Annotated in this window: 20 protein-coding genes; 5 read left to right on the top strand and 15 right to left on the bottom strand. The window is 71.8% G+C overall.

Going from position 1 to position 19,319, the window contains the following annotated elements:
- Nucleotides 1-161: 161 nt before the first annotated feature.
- Entirely contained in the window at nt 162-2,414 is a 2,253-nt protein-coding gene (locus ACWC94_RS26660; protein ID WP_450799580.1) for an MMPL family transporter, read from the bottom strand.
- Between the two features lie 410 nt (nt 2,415-2,824).
- On the opposite strand from ACWC94_RS26660, the gene ACWC94_RS26655 reads away from it, so the two are divergent.
- The gene (locus tag ACWC94_RS26655) at nt 2,825-3,379 is read left to right on the top strand and encodes a DUF1697 domain-containing protein (protein ID WP_450799679.1); all 555 of its coding nucleotides are present in this window, start codon (nt 2,825-2,827) and stop codon (nt 3,377-3,379) included.
- Here the strand turns inward: ACWC94_RS26655 and ACWC94_RS26650 are convergent.
- Entirely contained in the window at nt 3,345-3,755 is a 411-nt protein-coding gene (locus tag ACWC94_RS26650; protein WP_450799579.1) for a hypothetical protein, read from the bottom strand. The two genes, ACWC94_RS26655 and ACWC94_RS26650, sit on opposite strands and share 35 nt — an antisense overlap.
- 80 nt (nt 3,756-3,835) lie before the next feature.
- On the opposite strand from ACWC94_RS26650, the gene ACWC94_RS26645 reads away from it, so the two are divergent.
- From ACWC94_RS26645 to ACWC94_RS26630, 4 genes are all read left to right on the top strand, one after another.
- Nucleotides 3,836-4,852 carry a ketopantoate reductase family protein gene (locus ACWC94_RS26645; protein WP_450799578.1) on the top strand — a complete coding sequence of 339 codons (1,017 nt, stop codon included), beginning with the start codon at nt 3,836-3,838 and terminating at the stop codon, nt 4,850-4,852.
- A 104-nt stretch (nt 4,853-4,956) separates the two neighbouring features.
- A complete protein-coding gene (locus ACWC94_RS26640; RefSeq protein ID WP_450799576.1) occupies nt 4,957-5,946 on the top strand; it encodes a sigma-70 family RNA polymerase sigma factor in 990 nt (329 codons plus the stop codon).
- A 55-nt stretch (nt 5,947-6,001) separates the two neighbouring features.
- A complete protein-coding gene (locus ACWC94_RS26635; protein WP_450799575.1) occupies nt 6,002-6,673 on the top strand; it encodes a mycothiol-dependent nitroreductase Rv2466c family protein in 672 nt (223 codons plus the stop codon).
- Nucleotides 6,674-7,308: 635 nt separating this feature from the next.
- Nucleotides 7,309-7,632 carry a hypothetical protein gene (locus ACWC94_RS26630; RefSeq protein WP_450799574.1) on the top strand — a complete coding sequence of 108 codons (324 nt, stop codon included), beginning with the start codon at nt 7,309-7,311 and terminating at the stop codon, nt 7,630-7,632.
- Between the two features lie 30 nt (nt 7,633-7,662).
- Here ACWC94_RS26630 and ACWC94_RS26625 read toward each other — a convergent pair whose 3' ends face one another.
- The 13 genes from ACWC94_RS26625 to ACWC94_RS26565 all read right to left on the bottom strand — a co-directional run bounded on the left by ACWC94_RS26625 (nt 7,663) and on the right by ACWC94_RS26565 (nt 19,196).
- Nucleotides 7,663-8,412 (bottom strand): sirohydrochlorin chelatase, encoded by a 750-nt coding sequence (locus tag ACWC94_RS26625; RefSeq protein WP_450799572.1) that lies wholly within the window; start codon nt 8,410-8,412, stop codon nt 7,663-7,665.
- A 1-nt stretch (nt 8,413) separates the two neighbouring features.
- Nucleotides 8,414-9,304, bottom strand: coding sequence for an ABC transporter permease (locus ACWC94_RS26620; RefSeq protein ID WP_450799571.1), 891 nt, complete (start codon nt 9,302-9,304; stop codon nt 8,414-8,416).
- Nucleotides 9,291-10,094, bottom strand: a complete 804-nt coding sequence (locus ACWC94_RS26615) for an ABC transporter ATP-binding protein (RefSeq protein ID WP_450799570.1) — start codon at nt 10,092-10,094, stop codon at nt 9,291-9,293. The genes ACWC94_RS26620 and ACWC94_RS26615 overlap by 14 nt, the downstream gene beginning before the upstream one ends.
- Nucleotides 10,095-10,106: 12 nt before the next feature.
- Complete coding sequence (locus ACWC94_RS26610; protein ID WP_450799569.1) at nt 10,107-11,216, bottom strand: aliphatic sulfonate ABC transporter substrate-binding protein; 1,110 nt, start codon at nt 11,214-11,216, stop codon at nt 10,107-10,109.
- A 238-nt stretch (nt 11,217-11,454) separates the two neighbouring features.
- Entirely contained in the window at nt 11,455-12,789 is a 1,335-nt protein-coding gene (locus ACWC94_RS26605) for a sulfate adenylyltransferase subunit 1 (RefSeq protein ID WP_450799568.1), read from the bottom strand.
- A 2-nt stretch (nt 12,790-12,791) separates the two neighbouring features.
- Nucleotides 12,792-13,736, bottom strand: a complete 945-nt coding sequence (cysD, locus tag ACWC94_RS26600) for a sulfate adenylyltransferase subunit CysD (protein ID WP_450799567.1) — start codon at nt 13,734-13,736, stop codon at nt 12,792-12,794.
- Nucleotides 13,733-14,269 (bottom strand): adenylyl-sulfate kinase, encoded by a 537-nt coding sequence (gene cysC / locus ACWC94_RS26595; protein ID WP_450799566.1) that lies wholly within the window; start codon nt 14,267-14,269, stop codon nt 13,733-13,735. Before cysC ends, cysD begins: the two co-directional genes overlap by 4 nt.
- Nucleotides 14,270-14,295: 26 nt before the next feature.
- Entirely contained in the window at nt 14,296-15,009 is a 714-nt protein-coding gene (locus tag ACWC94_RS26590) for a phosphoadenylyl-sulfate reductase (protein ID WP_450799565.1), read from the bottom strand.
- The gene (locus ACWC94_RS26585) at nt 15,006-15,197 is read right to left on the bottom strand and encodes a hypothetical protein (protein WP_450799564.1); all 192 of its coding nucleotides are present in this window, start codon (nt 15,195-15,197) and stop codon (nt 15,006-15,008) included. The genes ACWC94_RS26590 and ACWC94_RS26585 overlap by 4 nt, the downstream gene beginning before the upstream one ends.
- Nucleotides 15,194-16,894: a nitrite/sulfite reductase gene (locus ACWC94_RS26580; protein WP_450799563.1), complete on the bottom strand. Its 1,701-nt coding sequence runs from the start codon at nt 16,892-16,894 to the stop codon at nt 15,194-15,196. Before ACWC94_RS26580 ends, ACWC94_RS26585 begins: the two co-directional genes overlap by 4 nt.
- Nucleotides 16,895-17,019: 125 nt before the next feature.
- The gene (locus ACWC94_RS26575; protein ID WP_309486338.1) at nt 17,020-17,103 is read right to left on the bottom strand and encodes a putative leader peptide; all 84 of its coding nucleotides are present in this window, start codon (nt 17,101-17,103) and stop codon (nt 17,020-17,022) included.
- Nucleotides 17,104-17,242: 139 nt separating this feature from the next.
- Nucleotides 17,243-17,815: a GNAT family N-acetyltransferase gene (locus ACWC94_RS26570; protein WP_450799562.1), complete on the bottom strand. Its 573-nt coding sequence runs from the start codon at nt 17,813-17,815 to the stop codon at nt 17,243-17,245.
- A 46-nt stretch (nt 17,816-17,861) separates the two neighbouring features.
- The gene (locus ACWC94_RS26565) at nt 17,862-19,196 is read right to left on the bottom strand and encodes a hypothetical protein (RefSeq protein WP_450799561.1); all 1,335 of its coding nucleotides are present in this window, start codon (nt 19,194-19,196) and stop codon (nt 17,862-17,864) included.
- Between the last annotated feature and the right edge of the window lie 123 nt (nt 19,197-19,319).

Raw genomic sequence — 19,319 nt, 5'->3', positions numbered from 1 at the left:
GCTCCCGCACCCGTGCTCCCGCACCCGTGCTCCCGCACCCGTGCTCCCGCACCCGTGCTCCCGCACCCGTGCTCCCGCACCCGTGCTCCCGCACCCGTGCTCCCGCACCCGGGCGTGCTCTCACCCACCCCGCCGAGTGGGCGCCGATCCGGACCCGGGCGTCAGACCGGCAGCCGTTCGGCCTCCTCGCGCGCCGTCGGCACGGCAGCCGCCGGCGGGACCTCGTCGTGGGTGAGGTCGGGCAGGCTGTGCAGCCACGTCGGCAGGTACCAGTTGCGCTCGCCGAGCAGCGCCATCACCGCCGGCAGCAGCACCCCGCGGATGACCGTCGCGTCGATCAGGACCGCGGCGGCCAGACCCACGCCCATCTGCTTCATGGACTGCATCGACAGCGTGCCGAAGATCGCGAACACGGCGACCATGATGACCGCGGCGCTGGTGACGACACCGGCCGTGGTGACCACGCCGTGCCGGATCGCGTCCTTCGTCGTACGGCCGCGCATCCGGGCCTCGCGGATCCGGGAGACCACGAACACGTGGTAGTCCATCGACAGCCCGAACAGGATCACGAAGAGGAACAGCGGCAGCCAGGTCACGATCGCGCCGACCCCCTGAGCGCCCACCAGCGAGGCACCCCAGCCGTGCTGGAAGACGGCGACGAGGATGCCGTACGCGGCGCCCACCGACAGCAGGTTGAGCACGATCGACGTGATCGCGACGGTCAGCGAGCGGAACGACAGCAGCATCAGAAGGAAGGCGAACACGACGACGAACGCGAAGACCGGGACGACGGAGCCGAGCAGCTGGTCGTTGAAGTCGTGGTTGCCGGCCACCTGTCCGGTGATCGGCGCACGCACCCCGTCGACCTTGCCGAGCGTGGCGGGGCGCACCTCGTCGCGCAGCGTGTCCAGGCTCTTGACCGCCCGGTCCATGTCCGAGCCGCCGACCAGCGGTACGGAGACCAGGGCCACGTTCTGCGCGCCGTGCACCTTGATGTCGACCGGGCCCCGCGAGGCACCCGAGGCGATGGCCTGCTTCTTGAAGTCGGCGAGCGCCTGCCGCACGGCGGGGGCGCCGATGTCCTTGGCCTCTACGACGACCTGGGCCGGCTCGCTGCCGCCCGGGAAGGCGTCGTTGACGCGGTCGTACGTCTGCACGATCGGCAGCGACTTGCCGAACTCCTGGTCCAGCGTGAGCTGTTGCGTCTTCATGCCGAGCGCGGGCGCCGCGATCGCCAGCAGTACACCGGCCGCCACGACGACGGAGACCAGCGGTTTGGCCAGCACACCGCGCAGGACGGCCGTCCAGAACCGGCTGCCCTCCTCCGCGGCCCCCCTGCCGCGCCGGCGGGCGAGGAACGGGATCCGCCCCTTCTCGACCCGCTCGCCGAGCAGCGACAGCAGGGCCGGCAGCACCGTCACCGAGCCGACCATGGCGACCGCGACCACCATCAGCGAGGCCAGGCCCATCGCCTCGAACGTGGCGAGGCCCGTGAACAGCATGCCCGCCATCGCCACGCACACCGTGACCCCGGAGACGATGATCGCCCGGCCGCTGGTCGCGGCGGCGATCCGGAGGGCGGTGCCCGCGTCCCTCCCGGCCTGCCGCTCCTCGCGCTCACGGCGCAGGTAGAACAGGCAGTAGTCGACGCCGACGGCCATACCGACCAGCAGCATCACGGAGTTGGCGGTGTCGCTCATCGGCTGCAGATGGCTCACGAGGCCCATCAGGCCCATCGTCGCCATGATCGCGGTGATCGCGAGGGCCACCGGCAGCAGGGCCGCCACCAGCGCGCCGAAGGCGATCAGCAGGATGCCGAGCGCCACCGGCACCGCCGAGTACTCGGCCTGCTGGAAGTCGTCCCCGAAGGCGTCCTTGTACTGCTTCTGCATGCTGGCGCCGCCGATCTCCTCGATCCGCAGCGAGTGGTGCGTCTTCTGCACCCCGGCGACGGCGTTCAGCACCGGCTCGATCCGGTCGACGGCCGTCTTGGCATCGCCGCGCACGTCGAACTGCACCAGCGCGCTGCGCCCGTCCCGGGAGATGGTGTGGGTGTCGTAGGGCGAGGTCACCGCCGTGACCTTCCCGGTGCCCTCGACAGCCTCGACCACGTCGGCGACGGCGGCCCGGAACTCGGCCGAAGTCGCCGTCCCTGCACCGTCCCTGGCCTGGATCAGGACGGTCTCCGCGGCCGGCTGCTTGATCCCCGCGTCGTCGATGATCTCGGCGGCGGTGTGTGTCTCGCCCTTGAGCTGGTCGGCCTCGTCCACGTCGACGCGGCCCGCCGCCGAGCCGAGTCCCATCGCCAGCACGACGAACAGCACCCATATGCCGACGGCCGCCCAGCGGTGCCGGGCGCTCCAGCCGCCGGCGCGGGCGGCCAGCCCCCGCACCCGCACATCCCTGTTCCCCATCGCGGGCCTTCCCCCCTCGTGTGCGGCGGCGGCCCCCTGCCGCCACCTCTGCGCTTGTTCCTGTCCGACCGTACGAGCCGGACGAACGCCCCTCGTCGTACTGCCCGGTGAACTCGGCGGCCCGCCGCTCACCGCTGGGGAGGACAGCGGCCCCTTACACCTACGCGCACTTCTCGGGGACGTGTCTCGGGGTTCCCGGCTCGGGGGTGGCGCGGGCGGAGGACATGGGCTGTCCGTTCCGCCGTCAGCGCGGCGGTTTGTGATTACGAAACTTTGTTGAACAAGTCACAGGTGCGTGTAGAGGTTGATCCGGCACCCGCTGATCGGCGAGAGTTTCGCGCAGCCCCGCCCCGCGCGGGCCCGGCCGTCGTGCCCACCCCCACGGGGCACGACGGCCGCTCTAGGGTGGCCTGATGACGACCTACGCGGCGCTGTTGCGCGGAATCAACGTCGGTGGCAGCAAGAAGGTGCCCATGGCCGACCTCCGTACACTGCTGACCGGCCTCGGCCACACCGGCGTACGCACCCATCTGCAGAGCGGCCAGGCCGTGTTCACCACCGGCCACGGCGACGAGGACGCACTCGCGGCGGAGTTGAGCCGGGCGATCGAGGAACGGTTCGGCTTCCCGGTCGACGTGCTCGTGCGCGACCACGGCTATCTGAAGGCGGTCGCCGAGGCGTGCCCGTTCCCGGCCGCCGACCTGGAGCCCAGGCAGCTGCACGTCACCTACTTCTCCGCACCGGTCGCCCCGGACCGCTACGCGGACATCGACGCCGCCGCGTACCTCCCCGAGGAGTTCCGCCTCGGCGACCGCTGTCTGTACCTGTACGCCCCCGAGGGCCTCGGCCGCTCCGGACTCGCCGAGGCCCTGTCCCGCCCGCGCCTGACCAAGGGCCTGATCGCCACGAGCCGGAACTGGAACACCGTGCTCAAACTGGTCGAGCTGACGGCTCCGGGAGCGTGACGGCTCGCGAGCCCGGGAAAGTGGTCCTGGACTCGATCTCGCCGGGTACCGCCGGCCGCGGACCGGCGGGCAGCCGCCGCCGTTCCTCCACCGTGCCGGCCGCGGCCACCGTCTCGAGCAGGTCCAGCTCTTCCTCGGTGAGCGGGCCGCTCCCGCGCTCGCTCAGGATGCGCGGGATCTCCGTCACGTACCGGGATGCGGCGTCGTGGTGCAGCCGTCGCACGGACGGCGTACCCGAACCGCTCCCCGCCGGCGGTGCAGGAGCAGGCCGCGCACCAGCGCGGTGAGCCGGCGCGGATCGCGGGGGCAGGGCGGCGGCGTCCACGCCGTCCCCCGGGTCGCTGTACGGCGTCTGCCGCAGGAAGCAGTCGTCCATGTCCCGCACGCTTCCCCTCGCCCCAGAGGCAAGATCGAACAGCCGTGCCTCCCTGATCCGCATGTGCGAGGCTCTGGTCCATGCGCTACATCATCATCGGGGCGGGAGCGGTCGGCGGGTCCGTCGGAGGGCGACTGGCCCAGGCCGGGCATGAGGTCGTCCTCGTGGCACGCGGCAAGCATCTGGCGGCACTGGACGAGCACGGGCTGCGACTACGGGTCCCCGAAGGGGAGTTGACGTACCGGCTGCCCGCCGCCGGCGGACCCGGCCCGCTCGGCGAGCTGCGCGCCGACGACGTCCTGCTCCTCGCAGTGAAGACGCAGGACACCGTGGCCGCCCTGGAGACCTGGGCCGAGGCGCCCGTCGCGGGCGGCGGCACGGCGGCCGAACGACTGCCGCTCGTGTGCCTGCAGAACGGCGTGGAGAGCGGACGGCTGGCCCTGCGCCGCTTCCGGCGGGTGTACGGGGTCTGCGTCTGGCTGCCCTCGGGCTTCGAGGAGCCCGGCGTCGTCTCCGCCGCCGGCAGCCCGCTCACCGGCATCCTGCACCTCGGCCGCCTTCCGCACGGCACCGACGACACCGCCCGCCGTATCGCCGCCGACCTGGCGGACGCCCGCTTCGAGGCACCGGTCGTGCCCGACGTGGCCCGTTGGCAGTACGCCAAGCTGCTCGCGAACCTCAGCAACGCCATCGAGGCGCTGACCGGAACCCGCGACACCGAGCCCGCCCGGGCGCTGTTCGCGCGCGTGCGGGCCGAGGGGGCGGCCGTCCTCGACGCCGCCGGGATCGCCTACACGGACGCCGAGGAGGAGCGCGCGGCCCGCGGCGACAAGATCACCCTGGTGCCGCTGGACTGGGCACCGCGAGGCGGCGGGTCCTCCTGGCAGTCCCTCGCCCGGGGCACCGGCACCATCGAGGCCGACTACCTCAACGGGGAGATCGTCCTGCTGGGCCGGCTGCACGGCGTACCGACCCCGCTGAACGAACTGCTCCAGCGGCTCGCCAACCGCTTCGCCCGGGAACGCCGGGCCGCCGGGTCGATGCCGCTCGCGGACCTGGTCCGCCTGGCGGACCAGGCGGTGGGGGCGGCCGGCTGACCGCGGCTGCGCGCCGGTTGATCCGCCGGCCGGAGGGGCGTTCTGTGGGCCCCGGCGGGCGTGATCCGCCCGGGCCGGGCTTGCCGGAAGGGAACGGGGGAGAGATGGACGACTTCACGGGGGATGCCGGGCGGCGGCTCGCGGCGCGGTTCGAGGCGGACCGGCCGCATCTGACGGCTGTGGCCCAACGGCTGCTCGGCTCGGCCGTCGAGGCCGACGACGCCCTGCAGGAGGCCTGGCTGCGGGCCCGGCAGGCCGACCTCGACGCGGTGCACAACCTCACCGGCTGGCTGACCACCGTGGTGACGCGGGTCTGCCTCAACCTGCTGCGCGCCCGCCGCAACCGGCGCGAGGACTTCCTCGACGCCTACGGCCAGGCCCCCTACGAAGACGCCGGCGACCGCGCCCCCGGCACCCCGCCGGTCTCCGCCGAGGCGGGCGACCCCGTCCGGGAGGCGCTGACGGCCGACGAGATCGGGGTCGCCCTGCTGGTCGTCCTCGACACCCTCGGCCCGGCCGAGCGGGTCGCCTTCGTGCTGCACGACATGTTCACCGTGCCGTTCGAGGAGATCGCCCCGCTGATCGGGAAGACCCCCGCCGCCGCCCGGCAGCTGGCCAGCCGGGCCCGCCGTCGCGTCCGGGGCCGGCCGCCCGCGCCCGGCGCCGACGCCGCACGTCGCCGCCGGGCCGTCGAGGCGTTCCTCGCCGCCACGCGCGGCGGCGACTTCACCGCCCTGGTCGCCCTGCTCGACCCGGATGTGGTGCTGCACGCCGACGCGCTGGTCGTGCCGACGCCCGAACCGGTCACCGTGCGCGGTGCCGAACCCGTCGCCCGGGGCGCCATGGCGGCCATGGACCGCGCCCGGTCCACCGGACTCGCCCTGCTGGACGGCGAGTTCGGCCTGGTCATGGCGGAGCAAGGGCGACCGCGCCTGGTCCTGGCCTTCGACTTCGGGGCGGACGGCCGGATCACCCGGGTCGACGTCGTGGCCGAGCCGGAACGCCTGCGCGGGACGGAGATCGCCGTCGTGGACCCGGGGTACGCGGAGGCCGGTCATGCGGGGGCCGGCGGCTTCGAAGGATTGGACTACTGATCGAAGGAGTGATTGGGTCGGGACACTGGGCCAATGGGTGACTAGCGTCTTCATCATGACGTACCGCGCCACCGCCGCCGAACCCGCCACCGAGCCTGCCGCCCAAGCCGCCACCGAGCCTGCCCCGACCCGGGTCGACTTCTTCTTCGACCCGGCCTGCCCCTTCGCCTGGATCACCTCCCGCTGGCTGCTGGAGGTGGAGCGCCTGCGCCCGCTCGACCTCCGGTTCCGGGTGATGAGCCTGTACCTGCACAACGCGGGCAACGAACTGCCCGACTGGTACCGGGACTTGGTGGACCGCTCCATCGGCCCGGTGCGGGTCGCCGTGGCCGCGGCCGAACGGCACGGCGCGACGGTGCTGCGCGACCTGTACACCGCGTTCGGTGCCCGGATCCATGAACGCGGCATCAAGGACTTCGACCAGGTGATCACCGAGGCCCTCGACGAACTCGGCCTGCCCGCCGAGCTGTCGGCCGCCGCCCACGACCCGTCGTACGACGACGCCGTGCGCCGCAGTCACACGGCCGGCGCCGAGCCGGACTCGGGCGGCTACGTGGGGACACCGACCCTCCACATCGACGGAACGGTGTGGTTCGGGCCCGTGCTGCGCGCCGTTCCGCGCGGCGCCGAGGCGGCCGAACTCTTCGACAGCTTCCGGGTGCTGGCCCGCCACCCCGACCTCTTCGAGCTCAAGCGCACCCGCACCGGCGCCCTCCGTTTCGACTGACCGGCATGCACAGTGGCCGATAAACGCCCCTCGAGCCCGTCGGGTTACCCGTTCGTGTGACACATGGGCCGCGACCGGCGCAGAACGAAACGCCGCCGCGGTCCGACGTCACAGGGGAGCGCCGGACCCGGCGGCCCCTACCACGCCCACGTCCGTCAGGGCCGGCGCTCACCGAACCTCGCGACAAACCCGTCGGGCTGTCCCTAGGGTGAAGCGCGCTGACGGCCGGAGGGGGACGTATGAGCGTGACGGACAGACCGCGGGCTGCGCTGCCGCGGTACGGCAGGAACGGCGCGCCCCGGCGGCCGACCGCCCCGGAGCCGGGCCCGGCACCGACCGGGCCGGCCGAGGCGGTCCTGCCGGCCGGGCTCCTCGCCGCCCGAGGACGGGGTCAACGGACACCGGTCCTCGGACGGGTGACGATTTTCGGACGTCCTCGCCCCGGACACCGACGCGGCACGCCACCTGGAGAGCGTCTCGGGACCGCGCGGGCCGCGGGTGAACAACCGGCTCCCCGTCCCCGGCAGCGAGCAGCCCCTCGACATCGGTAACGTCAGCGGTCCCGGATTCTTCGGCCAGTCAGGGCCAACTCACCACCCCCGAGGGCCCGTTCGGGCCACAAGCGAGGACAGGACATGAGCACCTACAACTTCGGAAACCTCAACGGCCCGGCCGGCTTCGGCGACTACGGCCTCGTCGACACCAGGAACGGCACACCGGACCTCGAGATCCTCATGGCCGTCGCCGAGCGGCTCACCGGGGCACTGCGCGCCGAGTACCCGGGGCTGGCCGGCTGCGGGGAGAGCATCCAGGCCGAGCTGGCGCTGTCCGCCGAGGACGGCCTGCCGCCCAACCGGGGGAGGATCCGCACCGCGCTGGAGACCGTCGCCGTCGCGGCGGGGGCCGGCACCGGCAGCCTCACCTTCACCCAGCAGCTCACGCACGCACTCGGCCTCTGACCGGCCGAAGTCCCGCCGCAGGGACGGCCGTCAGGCGCCCAGCGCCGCCAGTGCCGGCCGGCACGCCGCGCCGTAGCGTTCCAGCAGCACTCGCGCCACCTCGGGTGCCGGGCCCAGCACGTCGGCCAGCACGTCGGCCCCGGCCGCGCCCCGCGCGATACGGTCCGGCAGGAACCCGGGTGCCAGGACGTACGGCGCCACGGCGACCCGTTCGCAGCCGAGGGCGCGCAGTTCGCGTACCGCGTCCTCGGTGCGGGGGAACCCCGGGGAAGAACCGGCGGAGGCGAACGCAGGCCGCACGGCGCACCAACCGGTGTGCCACCACTCCCGCGCGATGTCGGCGATCACTGCGATCGCCTCCGGGTCGGAGGACCCCGCCGAGGCCAGCACGACCCCGGTCGAGGGTTTGTCGGCGGGTGTCAGCCCCGCCTCGTACAGCCGCCGTTCCAGCGCCGACAGCAGCAGCGGGGAGGGACCGAGCACGTCCGCCTGGCGGATCCGCAGCCGCGCCGGCGCCTCCCGCAGCACGGCGGGGATGTCGGCCTTGGCGTGGAAGGCGCGGGTCAGCAGGAGGGGGAGGGCTACGACGTCACGTACGCCCTCCGCCGCCAGGGACTCCAGCACCCCGTGCACGGACGGGACGTTGAAGTCCAGGAATCCGGTCTCCACGCGCAGCCCCGGCCGCAGCGACCGTACCCGCTCCACGAGCGCGTGCACGGTCGCCGCGTGCCGCGGGTCACGGCTGCCGTGGGCGATGACGAGAAGAACCGGAGCGCGCATGTCAGCCCTTCACCAGCAGGCCGCGGCTGCGCAGCACCCACCGCTCGAGCGGGCTGAAGATCAGCAGGTCGATGGCGATACCGACGAACAGGATCAGGAAGATCGCCTCGAACACCATGGACATGGAGCTGGCGTTGCGGCCGTTCTCCAGCAGGGCGCCCAGGCCGACGCCCAGGTCGGGCGAGGAGGCGATGATCTCCGCGGCCATCAGCGAACGCCAGGAGAAGGCCCAGCCCTGCTTCAGGCCGGCCAGATAGCCGGGCAGCGCGGCCGGCAGGACGATGTGCCACGCCCCCTTCAGCCCCGTCGCCCCCATCGTGCGGCCGGCCCGCAGGAACAGCGGCGGCACCTGGTCGATGCCCGAGACGAGACCGTTGGCGATGGAGGGGACCGCGCCGAGCAGGATCACCGCGTACATCATCGAGTTGTCCAGACCCAGCCAGATCACCGCCGGCGGCACCCACGCCACCGACGGCAGCGACTGCAGACCGGACAGCACCGGGCCGATCGCTGCGCGCACGAACTTCACCCGGGCCACCAGCAGCCCCAGCGGCGTGCCGAGGGCCAGCGCGAACAGGAAGCCCAGCAGGCCCCGGGAGACGCTGGTCCAGATGTAGCCGAGCAGCTTGCCCTGCAGCCAGGCGTCCTTGAACTCGTTGCCCACGTCGGCCGGGGAGGGCAGCTTCGTCGGGTCGTCGACGAGCTTGAAGGAGATGAGCGCCTGCCACACCGCCAGCACCACCAGGGTGGCGACGACCGGAGGCAGGATCTTGTTGCCGAACGTCTGCCGGAACGGGGTCCGGCCGACGACACCCGCCTCCAGGGCGTCCAGGCCCGCCTCGACGCTCGCGGCGTCCTGCCGGACGGCCTTGGTCGTGTCAGTGCTGGCCATGGCGGCGGATCTCCCCACGCAGGACTTCGGTGATCTCAAGGGACAGCTCGGCGACCGGCGCGTCCTCGATGCGCCGCGGCTGCGGGATGTCCACCTGCCACTCCCGGGCCACCCGGCCCGGACGGGACGACAGCAGCACGACGCGCTGCGCGAGCCGCACCGCCTCGCGGACGTTGTGCGTCACGAACAGGACGGACAGGCCCGTCTCCTGCCAGATCCGGGTCAGTTCGTCGTGCAGCAGGTCACGGGTGATCGCGTCCAGCGCCGCGAACGGCTCGTCCATCAGCAGCAGCCGGCTGTCCTGGGCGAGCGCGCGGGCCAGGGCGACACGCTGGCGCATCCCCCCGGACAGCTCGTGCACCCGCTTGCCGTACGCGCCCTGGAGCCGTACGAGTTCGAGCAGCTGCTCGGCCCGGCCGCGCCGCTCGTTCTTCGCGACGCCGCCGAGCTTCAGGGCGAGTTCGATGTTCTTGCCCGCGGTCAGCCACGGGAACAGGGCGTGCTCCTGGAACATCAGGGCCGGACGCCCGTCGGTCGTGATGCTGCCGGCGGAGGGCTGGTCCAGCCCGGCCACCAGGTTCAGCAGCGTCGACTTGCCGCAGCCCGAGGCCCCCAGGAGGGTGACGAACTCGCCCGGAGCGACATCGAGGCTGATGTCGTCCAGGACGAGCTGCTGCCCACCGGGTCCCGCGAAGGACTTCGAGACATGCTCGATGTGCGCCGCGTGCTCGACCGACTCGGCGGCCTTGGCGAAGGTCGTGGCCATGGTCGTCACCTCCTGGGAACTCATCGGCTACGGGGGTTACTTGACGCCGAGACCGGCGTCGTCGACGGTGCTCTCACCCTCGGCCTTGAGGACCTTGTTCAGGAGGGTGAGGTCGTAGATCCCGTCCAGCTTCGGGTTCTCCAGCAGGCCGGCCTTCACGGCGTGCTGCGCCTCGGTGTGGAGGGTGGCGGCCAGCGGGTCGTCGGTGAACTGGATGGACTTCCACGCCGGGTCCAGGACCTTCGCCGGCAGGGCCTTGCCGGAGTCGCTCTCCAGCTGCTTGTTGGCCGCCGCCTTTGCCTGGTCCGGGTTGGCGTTGATCCACTTGTTGGCCTCGACCGAGGCCTTCAGAACCGCCTCGACGGCCTTCGGGTGCTCCTTGAGGAACGCCTGCCGCACGATGATGTTCGTGATCACGAACTTCTTGTCCGGCCACAGCGACGACTCGTCCAGCAGCACCTTGCCGCCCTCGGCGACCAGCTTCGACGCGGTCGGCTCGGGCACCCAGGCGCCGTCGACGGAGCCGGACTTGAAGGCGTCCGGGGTCACCTTGTTGTCCGTGCGGACGACCGACACGTCGCCCTTGCCGCTCTGCGCGTCGACCTTCCAGCCCTGCGACGCCACCCAGTTGAGGAAGGCGACGTCCTGCGTGTTGCCGAGCTGCGGGGTGGCGATCTTCTTGCCCTTGACGTCCTTCAGGGACTTGATCTTCTTCGGGTCGACGACCAGCTTCACGCCGCCGGACGCCGAACCGCCGATGATGCGCAGGCTCTTGCCGTCGGACTTGGTGTAGCCGTTGATCGACGGGGAGGGGCCGATCCAGCCGATGTCGATGGAGCCCGAGTTCAGGGCCTCGATCTCGGACGGGCCCGCGTTGAAGATCTGGTAGTCCGCCTTGGTGGCGCCCAGGTCCTTCTGGAAGATGCCCCGCTGACGGCCGACGAGCGCGGTCGCGTGGGTCAGGTTGCCGAAGTAGCCGATCTTGACGGAGTCGAGTCCGTCGACCTTCTTGGCCCCGGCGGCGATCTTGGCGGTGTCGTCGTTCTTGGACTCGGACCCGTAGCCGCAGGCTGCCAGGGTCAGCAGGGGGAGTGCGGCGAGCGCGGCTATACCGCGACGGAACAGCTTCGAGCGGTTGGCAGGCACGGGAGGGTTTCCTCTCGTTGGCCCGGCGGTCACGGTCTCTCAGGTCGTGGCCGGGAATTCGGCAAAGGGTCTTCGTCGTTTCCGGGACGGCGCCGGGTGGGGGGACGGGGCGCGCAAGCGGTGCGCGTACGTCAGCGCACACATCGCGCCACCCCGCCCTGCCCGCTGCCGAGGGCGCCGCTGCCGATGCGGCCGCCCTCCTTGGCGAACGTCGAGTAGGCGTCGGTCGTCTTCATGGTCAGAAGTCCCAGCCGTCGTCTTCGGACTGGTCCTTGACCGGCTCGGGGGAGGCGAACGACTCGCCGACCATGCCCGCGGTCAGCGTGGTGCCGTCGCTCGGGTCGATCAGGATGAAGGAGCCGGTGCGGCGCGAGTCGGCGTAGGAGTCGACCGGGAGCGGCTCGGCGGTACGGATCTTCACGCGGCCGATGTCGTTGGCGACGAGCTGTCCCGGGTGCGGGTGCAGGGACAGGTCGTCCAGGGTCAGCCGGGACGGGATGTCCTTCACGATCGCCTTGACCGTGCGGGTGCCGTGCTTGAGCAGCACCCGGTGGCCGACGGTCAGCGGCTCGTCGGCCACGTGGCAGACGGTTGCCTCCACGTCCTGCGTGGTGGCCGGCGCGTCCTTCGTCGGCACGATCAGGTCGCCGCGCGAGACGTCGATGTCGTCCCGGAGCCGGAGCGTCACCGACTGCGTCGTCCACGCCACGTCCACCGGCTCACCCAGCAGGTCGATGCCCGAGATCCGCGTGGTCCGCCCGGACGGCAGGACCGTGACCTCGTCGCCGACCCGGAAGGTGCCGGCCGCGATCTGGCCCGCGTATCCCCGGTAGTCCGGGTGTTCGGCGGTCTGCGGCCGGATCACGTACTGCACCGGCAGCCGGGCGTGGCAGTGCGCCAGGTCATGGCTGACGGGCACGGTCTCCAGGTGCTCCAGGACGGTCGGGCCGCCGTACCAGTCCATGTTCGCGGACGGCTCCACCACGTTGTCACCGGCCAGCGCCGAGATCGGGATCGCGGTGACCTCGGGCACGCCCAGTTCGGTCGCGTACGCCGTGAACTCCTCGGCGATCGCGGCGAACACGTGCTCCTCGTACCCGACCAGGTCCATCTTGTTGACCGCGAGCACGACGTGCGGGACGCGCAGCAGGGCCGCGATCGCCGCGTGCCGGCGGGTCTGCTCGACCACGCCGTTGCGGGCGTCGACGAGGATCACGGTCAGCTCGGCCGTCGACGCACCCGTGACCATGTTGCGGGTGTACTGCACATGGCCGGGCGTGTCGGCCAGGATGAACCGGCGCCGGGGGGTGGCGAAGTAGCGGTACGCCACGTCGATCGTGATGCCCTGCTCCCGCTCGGCGCGCAGGCCGTCGGTGAGGAGGGCGAGGTCCGGGGCGTTCTGGCCGCGGCTCGCGGAGGCCCGCTCCACGGCCTCCAGCTGGTCGGCGAGGACCGACTTGGAGTCGTGCAGCAGCCGTCCGACGAGCGTGGACTTGCCGTCGTCGACGGAGCCGGCGGTGGCGAACCGCAGCAGCGTGGTGGCCGAGAGAGCCTCGGTCGTGGTCGTGCTCATGCTTAGAAGTACCCCTCGCGCTTGCGGTCTTCCATCGCGGCCTCGGAGAGCTTGTCGTCGGCGCGGGTCGCGCCCCGCTCGGTCAGCCGGGAGGCGGCGATCTCGGCGATCACGGCGTCCAGCGTGGTCGCGTCGGAGTCGACGGCGCCGGTGCAGGACATGTCACCGACCGTGCGGTAGCGCACGAGCCGCTTCTCGACGCTCTCGCCGTCCCTCGGGCCGCCCCACTCACCCGCCGTCAGCCACATGCCGCCCCGCTGGAACACCTCACGCTCGTGGGCGAAGTAGATCTGCGGCAGTTCGATGCCCTCACGGTCGATGTACTGCCAGACGTCCAGCTCGGTCCAGTTGGACAGCGGGAAGACCCGGACGTGCTCACCGGGGGCGTGCCGGCCGTTGTACAGGTTCCACAGCTCGGGGCGCTGGCGGCGCGGGTCCCACTGGGAGAACTCGTCGCGCAGCGAGAACACCCGCTCCTTGGCGCGGGCCTTCTCCTCGTCCCGGCGGCCGCCGCCGAAGACCGCGTCGAACTTCTCGCTCTGGATCTTCTCCGTCAGGGGGAGGGTCTGCAGCGGGTTGCGGGTGCCGTCGGGACGTTCCTTGAGTACACCGCGGTCGATGTAGTCCTGGACGGAGGCCACATGGAGGCGCAGACCATGTGCGGCGACCACACGGTCCCGGTACTCAAGAACCTCCGGGAAGTTGTGTCCCGTGTCCACATGCAGCAGCGAGAACGGCACGGCGGCCGGGGCGAAGGCCTTCAGCGCCAGATGCAGCATGACGATGGAGTCCTTGCCGCCGGAGAACAGGATCACCGGGTTCTCGAACTCGCCCGCCACCTCGCGGAAGATGTGCACCGCCTCGGACTCCAGCGCGTCCAGGTGCGACAGGGCGTACGGGCTCTCCGTGCCCTCGCCGCCCGTCGCGGCCTTGGCGACGGTCGTCATGCCAGTCCCCTCTCGCTCAGCAGGGCGTACACCGACGCCGCGGACTCCTGCACGCTCTGGTGCTGCGACTCGATCCGCAGATCCGGCGTCTCGGGCTCCTCGTACGGGTCGTCGACCCCGGTGAGCCCCTTGAGGTCGCCCGCCGCCTGCTTGGCGTACAGCCCCTTCACATCGCGCACGCTGCACACCTCGACCGGGGTCGCGACATGGATCTCCAGGTACGACGTCCCGTTCTCCGCGTGCCGCTTCCGCACCGCGTCCCGGCTGTCCGCGTACGGCGCGATCACCGGTACCAGCGCCTTGACGCCGTTACGGGCCAGCAGTTCGGCGACGAAGCCGATGCGCTGCACGTTGGTGTGCCGGTCCTCGCGGGAAAAGCCGAGGCCCGCCGAGATGAACTCGCGGATCTCGTCGCCGTCGAGCACCTCGACGCGGTGGCCCTCCGCACGCAACCGGCCGGCCAGCTCGTACGCGATGGTGGTCTTGCCGGCGCTCGGCAGACCCGTGAGCCAGACGGTGGCTCCGGTTCTCACGTGGTTCTCCTGGGTCGAGTCGTTCGTCATCCGTGCAGCCCGCACTCGGTCTTGGCACGGCCCGCCCAGCGGCCGGCCCGCGCGTCCTCACCCTCCAGGACCCTGCGGGTGCACGGGGCGCAGCCGATCGAGGCGTAGCCGTCCATCAGCAACGGGTTGGTCAGGACACCGTGTTCGGCGACATAGGCGTCCACGTCGTCCTGCGTCCAGCGGGCGATCGGGGAGACCTTGACCTTCTGCCGCTTCTCGTCCCAGCCGACGACCGGGGTGTTCGCCCGGGTCGGGGACTCGTCGCGGCGCAGGCCGGTCGCCCACGCCTGGTAGCCCCGCAGTCCCTCTTCCAGGGGCTGCACCTTGCGCAGCCTGCAGCACAGGTCCGGGTCGCGGTCGTGCAGCTTCGGGCCGTACTGCGCGTCCTGTTCGGCGACCGTCTGCTTCGGCGTGAGGGTGATGACGTTGACGTCCATCACGGCCTCGACGGCGTCGCGGGTGCCGATGGTCTCCGGGAAGTGGTAACCGGTGTCGAGGAAGACCACGTCGACGCCCTTGAGCACGCGTGAGGCGAGATGGGCGACCACGGCGTCCTCCATGGAGGAGGTCACGCAGAACTTCGCGCCGAAGGTGTCGACCGCCCACCGGAGGATCTCCGGCGCGGAGGCGTCCTCCAGCTCACGGCCCGCCTGCTCGGCGAGCGCCTTCAACTCGTCGGCCGTACGCTGCTGGTCCTGAGCCGTCGTCATATCGCGTCGTCCCCTCCGTGGTCGGCTCGCTGAAGGCCCCGGGCGAGCAGCCCGAGGAACTTCAGCTGGAAGGCGCGGTTGCATGCCGCGCATTCCCAGGCGCCGTGGCTGCCTCCCAGGGCGTCGCTCGGACGCAGGTCCTCGTCGCCGCAGTAGGGGCAGTAGAACGGTGCGGCCCGCTCGCTCACGACAGGGCCTCCTCGGAAGCCCGCGCGGCCCAGGTGGCGAACCGCTCGCCGTCCTCGCGCTCCGCCTGGAACCGCTTGAGCACCCGCTCGATGTAGTCGGGCAGTTCGTCCGCGGTGACCTTCAGCCCGCGCACCTTGCGGCCGAAGCCCGGCTCCAGACCGAGGGCGCCGCCGAGGTGCACCTGGTAGCCCTCGACCTGCTCGCCCTGGTCGTTGAGCATGAGCTGGCCCTTGAGACCGATGTCCGCGACCTGGATACGGGCGCAGGCGTTCGGGCAGCCGTTGAGGTTGATGGTGATCGGCTCGTGGAAGTCCGGCAGGCGGCGCTCCAGTTCGTCGATCAGCGTCGAGCCGCGCTGCTTGGTCTCGACGATGGCGAGCTTGCAGAACTCGATGCCGGTGCAGGCCATGGTGCCGCGCCGGAAGGAGGACGGCCGGGCGGTGAGGTCCAGCGCCTCCAGCCCCTCGACCAGCGACTCGACCTTGTCCTGCTCGACATCGAGGACGATCATCTTCTGCTCGACGGTGGTCCGCACCCGGCCCGAGCCGTGCGCCTCCGCGAGATCGGCGATCTTCGTCAGCGTGGCGCCGTCGACCCGGCCGACGCGCGGTGCGAAACCGACGTAGAACCGGCCGTCCTTCTGCCGGTGCACACCGATGTGGTCGCGCCACTGCTGGACCGGCTGCTCGGGGGCGGGCCCGTCGATCAGCCTGCGTCCGCCCAGGTACTCGTCCTCCAGCACCTGCCGGAACTTCTCCGCGCCCCAGTCGGCGACGAGGAACTTCAGCCGGGCGCGGTTGCGCAGCCGGCGGTAGCCGTAGTCACGGAAGATGGAGACGACGCCCTCGTAGACGTCCGGGACCTCGTCGACCGGCACCCAGGCGCCGAGCCGCACACCCAGCTTGGGGTTGGTGGACAGGCCGCCGCCCACCCACACGTCGAAGCCCGGGCCGTGCTCGGGGTGCCGTACGCCGACGAACGCGACGTCGTTGATCTCGTGCACCACGTCCAGCAGCGGCGAGCCCGAGATGGCCGTCTTGAACTTCCGCGGGAGGTTCGAGTACGCCTTGTTGTTCAGGACGCGGCGCTTCATCTCCTCCAGCGCCGGCGTGCCGTCGATGATCTCGTCCTCGGCGATGCCCGCCACCGGGGAGCCGATCATCACACGCGGGGTGTCACCGCAGGCGGTGACGGTCGACAGGCCCACGCCTTCCAGCCGGTCCCAGATCTCGGGCACGTCCTCGATCCGGATCCAGTGGTACTGGACGTTCTGCCGGTCGGTGATGTCCGCGGTGCCGCGCGCGAACTCCTGCGAGACCTCGCCGATGACGCGCAGCTGCCGGGTGGTCAGCGCGCCACCGTCGATGCGGACCCGCAGCATGAAGTAGCGGTCGTCCAGCTCCTCCGGCTCCAGGACCGCGGTCTTGCCGCCGTCGATCCCGGGCTTGCGCTGGGTGTACAGCCCCCACCAGCGCATCCGGCCGCGCAGGTCGCTGGGGTCGATCGAGTCGAATCCGCGCTTGGAGTAGATCGTCTCAATGCGTGTCCGCACATTGAGACCGTCGTCGTCCTTCTTGACCTGCTCGTTGCCGTTGAGCGGGGTGAAGTGCCCCACGGCCCACTGACCCTCACCACGGTGACGGCTCACCTTGCGGCGGGGCGCGGAGGCGGCGGGGTTCGGTGGAGTGGCGGCCATGGTTCTACGTCCTTCGGGACCGATGGGAATCAGCACTGACCTGCACAGAAGCGCGCACGCGGGCAGGCGTGCGCGGCGTTGCGCAAGGAGAATCAGGTACGGGGGTTCGCGGCGGTGCTGGAGGCTCAGCTCGCCGGACAGATGGCGCTGGACATGCGGCCGAGGTCGACGTGCCGCCGACTCACCAAGGCAATTCCAGTTCCAGACATGACGGAAGCGTGTCACGGCGATCTGGACACAGTCCAGCTTTATCCATCATGCGGACACCCTTGTCCCGGAATATGGAACAAGGGTGTTGTCGCTCACATACGCCGCGGGAGGGCTTGTCCCGCCAGGTCGGACGGGCTATCAGGCGGGGTACGCCCCGGGCCACGGCCCCGGCGCCGCGACGTCGGGCTCCAGCTCGGCCTTGGTGTCGAACAGTTTGAAGCCGCGCCGCGTGTAGTTGTCCATGGCGAACTCGCCGTCGAGGCTGCAGGTGTGCAGCCACACCCGCTTCGTCGGCGTCCGCTGCGGCCACCGCTCGGCCAGGTCCCAGGCGCGGGCCGTGCCGTACGACAGCAGGTGCCCGCCGATGCGCCGCCCCCGGAAGGCGGGCAGCAGACCGAAGTAGACGATCTCGACGACACCTTCGTCCTGCGGGTCCAGCTCCGCATAGCCGGCCGGGGTGCCCCGGTCGTAGGCCACCCAGGTCTCCACGCCGGGCCGGTCCAGATGCTCCTGCCACCGGGCGTACGTCCAGCCCAGCCGGTCGGTCCAGCGGATGTCGCCGCCGACCGAGGCGTACAGGAAGCGGCTGAACTCGGGCGAGGGCACCTCGGCGCGCACGATCCGCACCTCGCCCTCGGGCGCGGCGGCGGGCAGGAGATCGGCCGGTGAGGTCTGCTCCAGGTACCAGGTGGTGACGGGGACGCTGCTCATACGGGCCAGGGAACCATCCCGCCGCACGGTCTGTCGATCGGCCTGATCAGCCCAGGGAGCGGTCCAGGCCGGCCAGGGGTATGGCGAAGAGCATGCGGTCCGACAGGGACCACACCTCGCCCGTCTCCTGCCAGTAGGACAGCGACCCCGCCGACTGCGCCCAGCAGCGGTGTGAGGCGTCCGCACCGCAGTGCGCGGCCTTCGCTCCCCCGGAGTCCTGCCGCCACAGACCGCCGTGTCCGTCCCGCGAACCGGGCAGACGTCCCACATACCAGGACGGCTGGTCCGCCCCGGGCCGCCGGTACGACAGCACGCCCCGGATCCCGGCCGCCCGCGTCCGGAAGGCCTCCACCGCCTTCACCCGCCCCGCGGCGTCCGTGGCGAGCAGCCCGCCGCGCGCGGGATCCGAGCTGAACGCATACCGCCACAGCCGCGCGTTCCGGCCCCCGTCCGGGGCGGTCCACTCCGCGGCGACCAGGCTGTCCGGCACCGTGCTCCGGTCGAGGGCGAGCGCCCCGGGACAGGGCGGGCCGGAACGCGTGCAGCGGCCCGCGGTGAAGCGGTAGGAGCCGACCGCGGGCATCACGTACCGGTAGCCGTCGGCGGACCAGCCGCCGGGCACCCGGCCGATCGCCGGCCCGTCGACACCGGCGCGCTGGATCCGGTCGAGGTCGTAGACGTACAGGGCGTCGGCGCTGCCGGTCCTGGTGGTGACCAGCAGCTTGTCCTGGTACCAGACCATCCCGGAGATCCCGGAGCCGAGCCCCCGGTAGTCACGGCCGCCGTCGACCGGCACCACCAGCAGGACCCAGCGGTAGGCGAGCCGGGCGGGGTCGTCGGCGTTCACGAAGGCGACCCTGGCCAGCCCGCGCTCGTCGGCCCGGCCGGTGGCGGCGTCGTGGGTCCAGCCGGCGAGGACGACCCGGTGGGCACCCCAGACGCCGTCGTCGTCCGCGTCCCCGGAGGTGGTCACCGACGCCGGCCGCCAGTCCGTGCCGGCGGAGTCGGCCGGGTCCCAGCAGTAGGCGCGCGTGGCGGCCGGGGCGACAGGCAGCGACGCGCGGTCGGCGGAGGAGCAGTCGGCGGACCCGCGCATCCCGCGGTCGGCGCTCGCCAGGACGGCGTCCACCCCGACCGGGCGGCCCATCGCGGCGGACAGCCGGTTCAGCGCACGGGCGGGCACCAGCCGCTCCTGGAGCCGCAGCCGGCCGGTCTCCGCCGGGGAGGAGAGCGGCTTGAGCGCGCCGGGGCTGTCGGTGACGTTGGCCTGGGAGACACTGATCAGGGTGGCGGCCGCGGTGAGCGCCAGCGCGGTCCCGGTCAGGACCGCGCGCAGTGCAGCGCCCCGTCTGCGCCGGCGATGTCTGCCGCGATGCTTCATCTCGTCCCCTCTTCCAGGGCTCCTTCGCCGCCGGTGCGCGCCGGCCGCCGACGGCCAACTGCGCCTGATGATCCGTACGTTGACGCAAGAGGCGACCGGTCAGGCCCCTAGGGGATGCTACGG

The organism is Streptomyces sp. NPDC001135 (genome assembly GCF_053598395.1).
This window is presented reverse-complemented; position numbering and strand designations above follow the sequence as displayed.

What these genes read in the sequence shown, in the direction of transcription:
- cysD (WP_450799567.1), bottom strand. Translation starts at nt 13,736, where the DNA reads ATGACGACCGTCGCCAAGGCCGCGACGGGCGGCGAGGGCACGGAGAGC.
- ACWC94_RS26590 (WP_450799565.1), bottom strand. Translation starts at nt 15,009, where the DNA reads ATGACGACGGCTCAGGACCAGCAGCGTACGGCCGACGAGTTGAAGGCG.
- ACWC94_RS26625 (WP_450799572.1), bottom strand. Translation starts at nt 8,412, where the DNA reads ATGCGCGCTCCGGTTCTTCTCGTCATCGCCCACGGCAGCCGTGACCCG.
- ACWC94_RS26620 (WP_450799571.1), bottom strand. Translation starts at nt 9,304, where the DNA reads ATGGCCAGCACTGACACGACCAAGGCCGTCCGGCAGGACGCCGCGAGC.
- ACWC94_RS26635 (WP_450799575.1), top strand. Translation starts at nt 6,002, where the DNA reads ATGACGTACCGCGCCACCGCCGCCGAACCCGCCACCGAGCCTGCCGCC.
- ACWC94_RS26565 (WP_450799561.1), bottom strand. Translation starts at nt 19,196, where the DNA reads ATGAAGCATCGCGGCAGACATCGCCGGCGCAGACGGGGCGCTGCACTG.
- ACWC94_RS26630 (WP_450799574.1), top strand. Translation starts at nt 7,309, where the DNA reads ATGAGCACCTACAACTTCGGAAACCTCAACGGCCCGGCCGGCTTCGGC.
- ACWC94_RS26605 (WP_450799568.1), bottom strand. Translation starts at nt 12,789, where the DNA reads ATGAGCACGACCACGACCGAGGCTCTCTCGGCCACCACGCTGCTGCGG.
- ACWC94_RS26570 (WP_450799562.1), bottom strand. Translation starts at nt 17,815, where the DNA reads ATGAGCAGCGTCCCCGTCACCACCTGGTACCTGGAGCAGACCTCACCG.
- ACWC94_RS26650 (WP_450799579.1), bottom strand. Translation starts at nt 3,755, where the DNA reads ATGGACGACTGCTTCCTGCGGCAGACGCCGTACAGCGACCCGGGGGAC.
- ACWC94_RS26660 (WP_450799580.1), bottom strand. Translation starts at nt 2,414, where the DNA reads ATGGGGAACAGGGATGTGCGGGTGCGGGGGCTGGCCGCCCGCGCCGGC.
- ACWC94_RS26575 (WP_309486338.1), bottom strand. Translation starts at nt 17,103, where the DNA reads ATGTCTGGAACTGGAATTGCCTTGGTGAGTCGGCGGCACGTCGACCTC.
- ACWC94_RS26615 (WP_450799570.1), bottom strand. Translation starts at nt 10,094, where the DNA reads ATGAGTTCCCAGGAGGTGACGACCATGGCCACGACCTTCGCCAAGGCC.
- ACWC94_RS26645 (WP_450799578.1), top strand. Translation starts at nt 3,836, where the DNA reads ATGCGCTACATCATCATCGGGGCGGGAGCGGTCGGCGGGTCCGTCGGA.
- ACWC94_RS26580 (WP_450799563.1), bottom strand. Translation starts at nt 16,894, where the DNA reads ATGGCCGCCACTCCACCGAACCCCGCCGCCTCCGCGCCCCGCCGCAAG.
- ACWC94_RS26640 (WP_450799576.1), top strand. Translation starts at nt 4,957, where the DNA reads ATGGACGACTTCACGGGGGATGCCGGGCGGCGGCTCGCGGCGCGGTTC.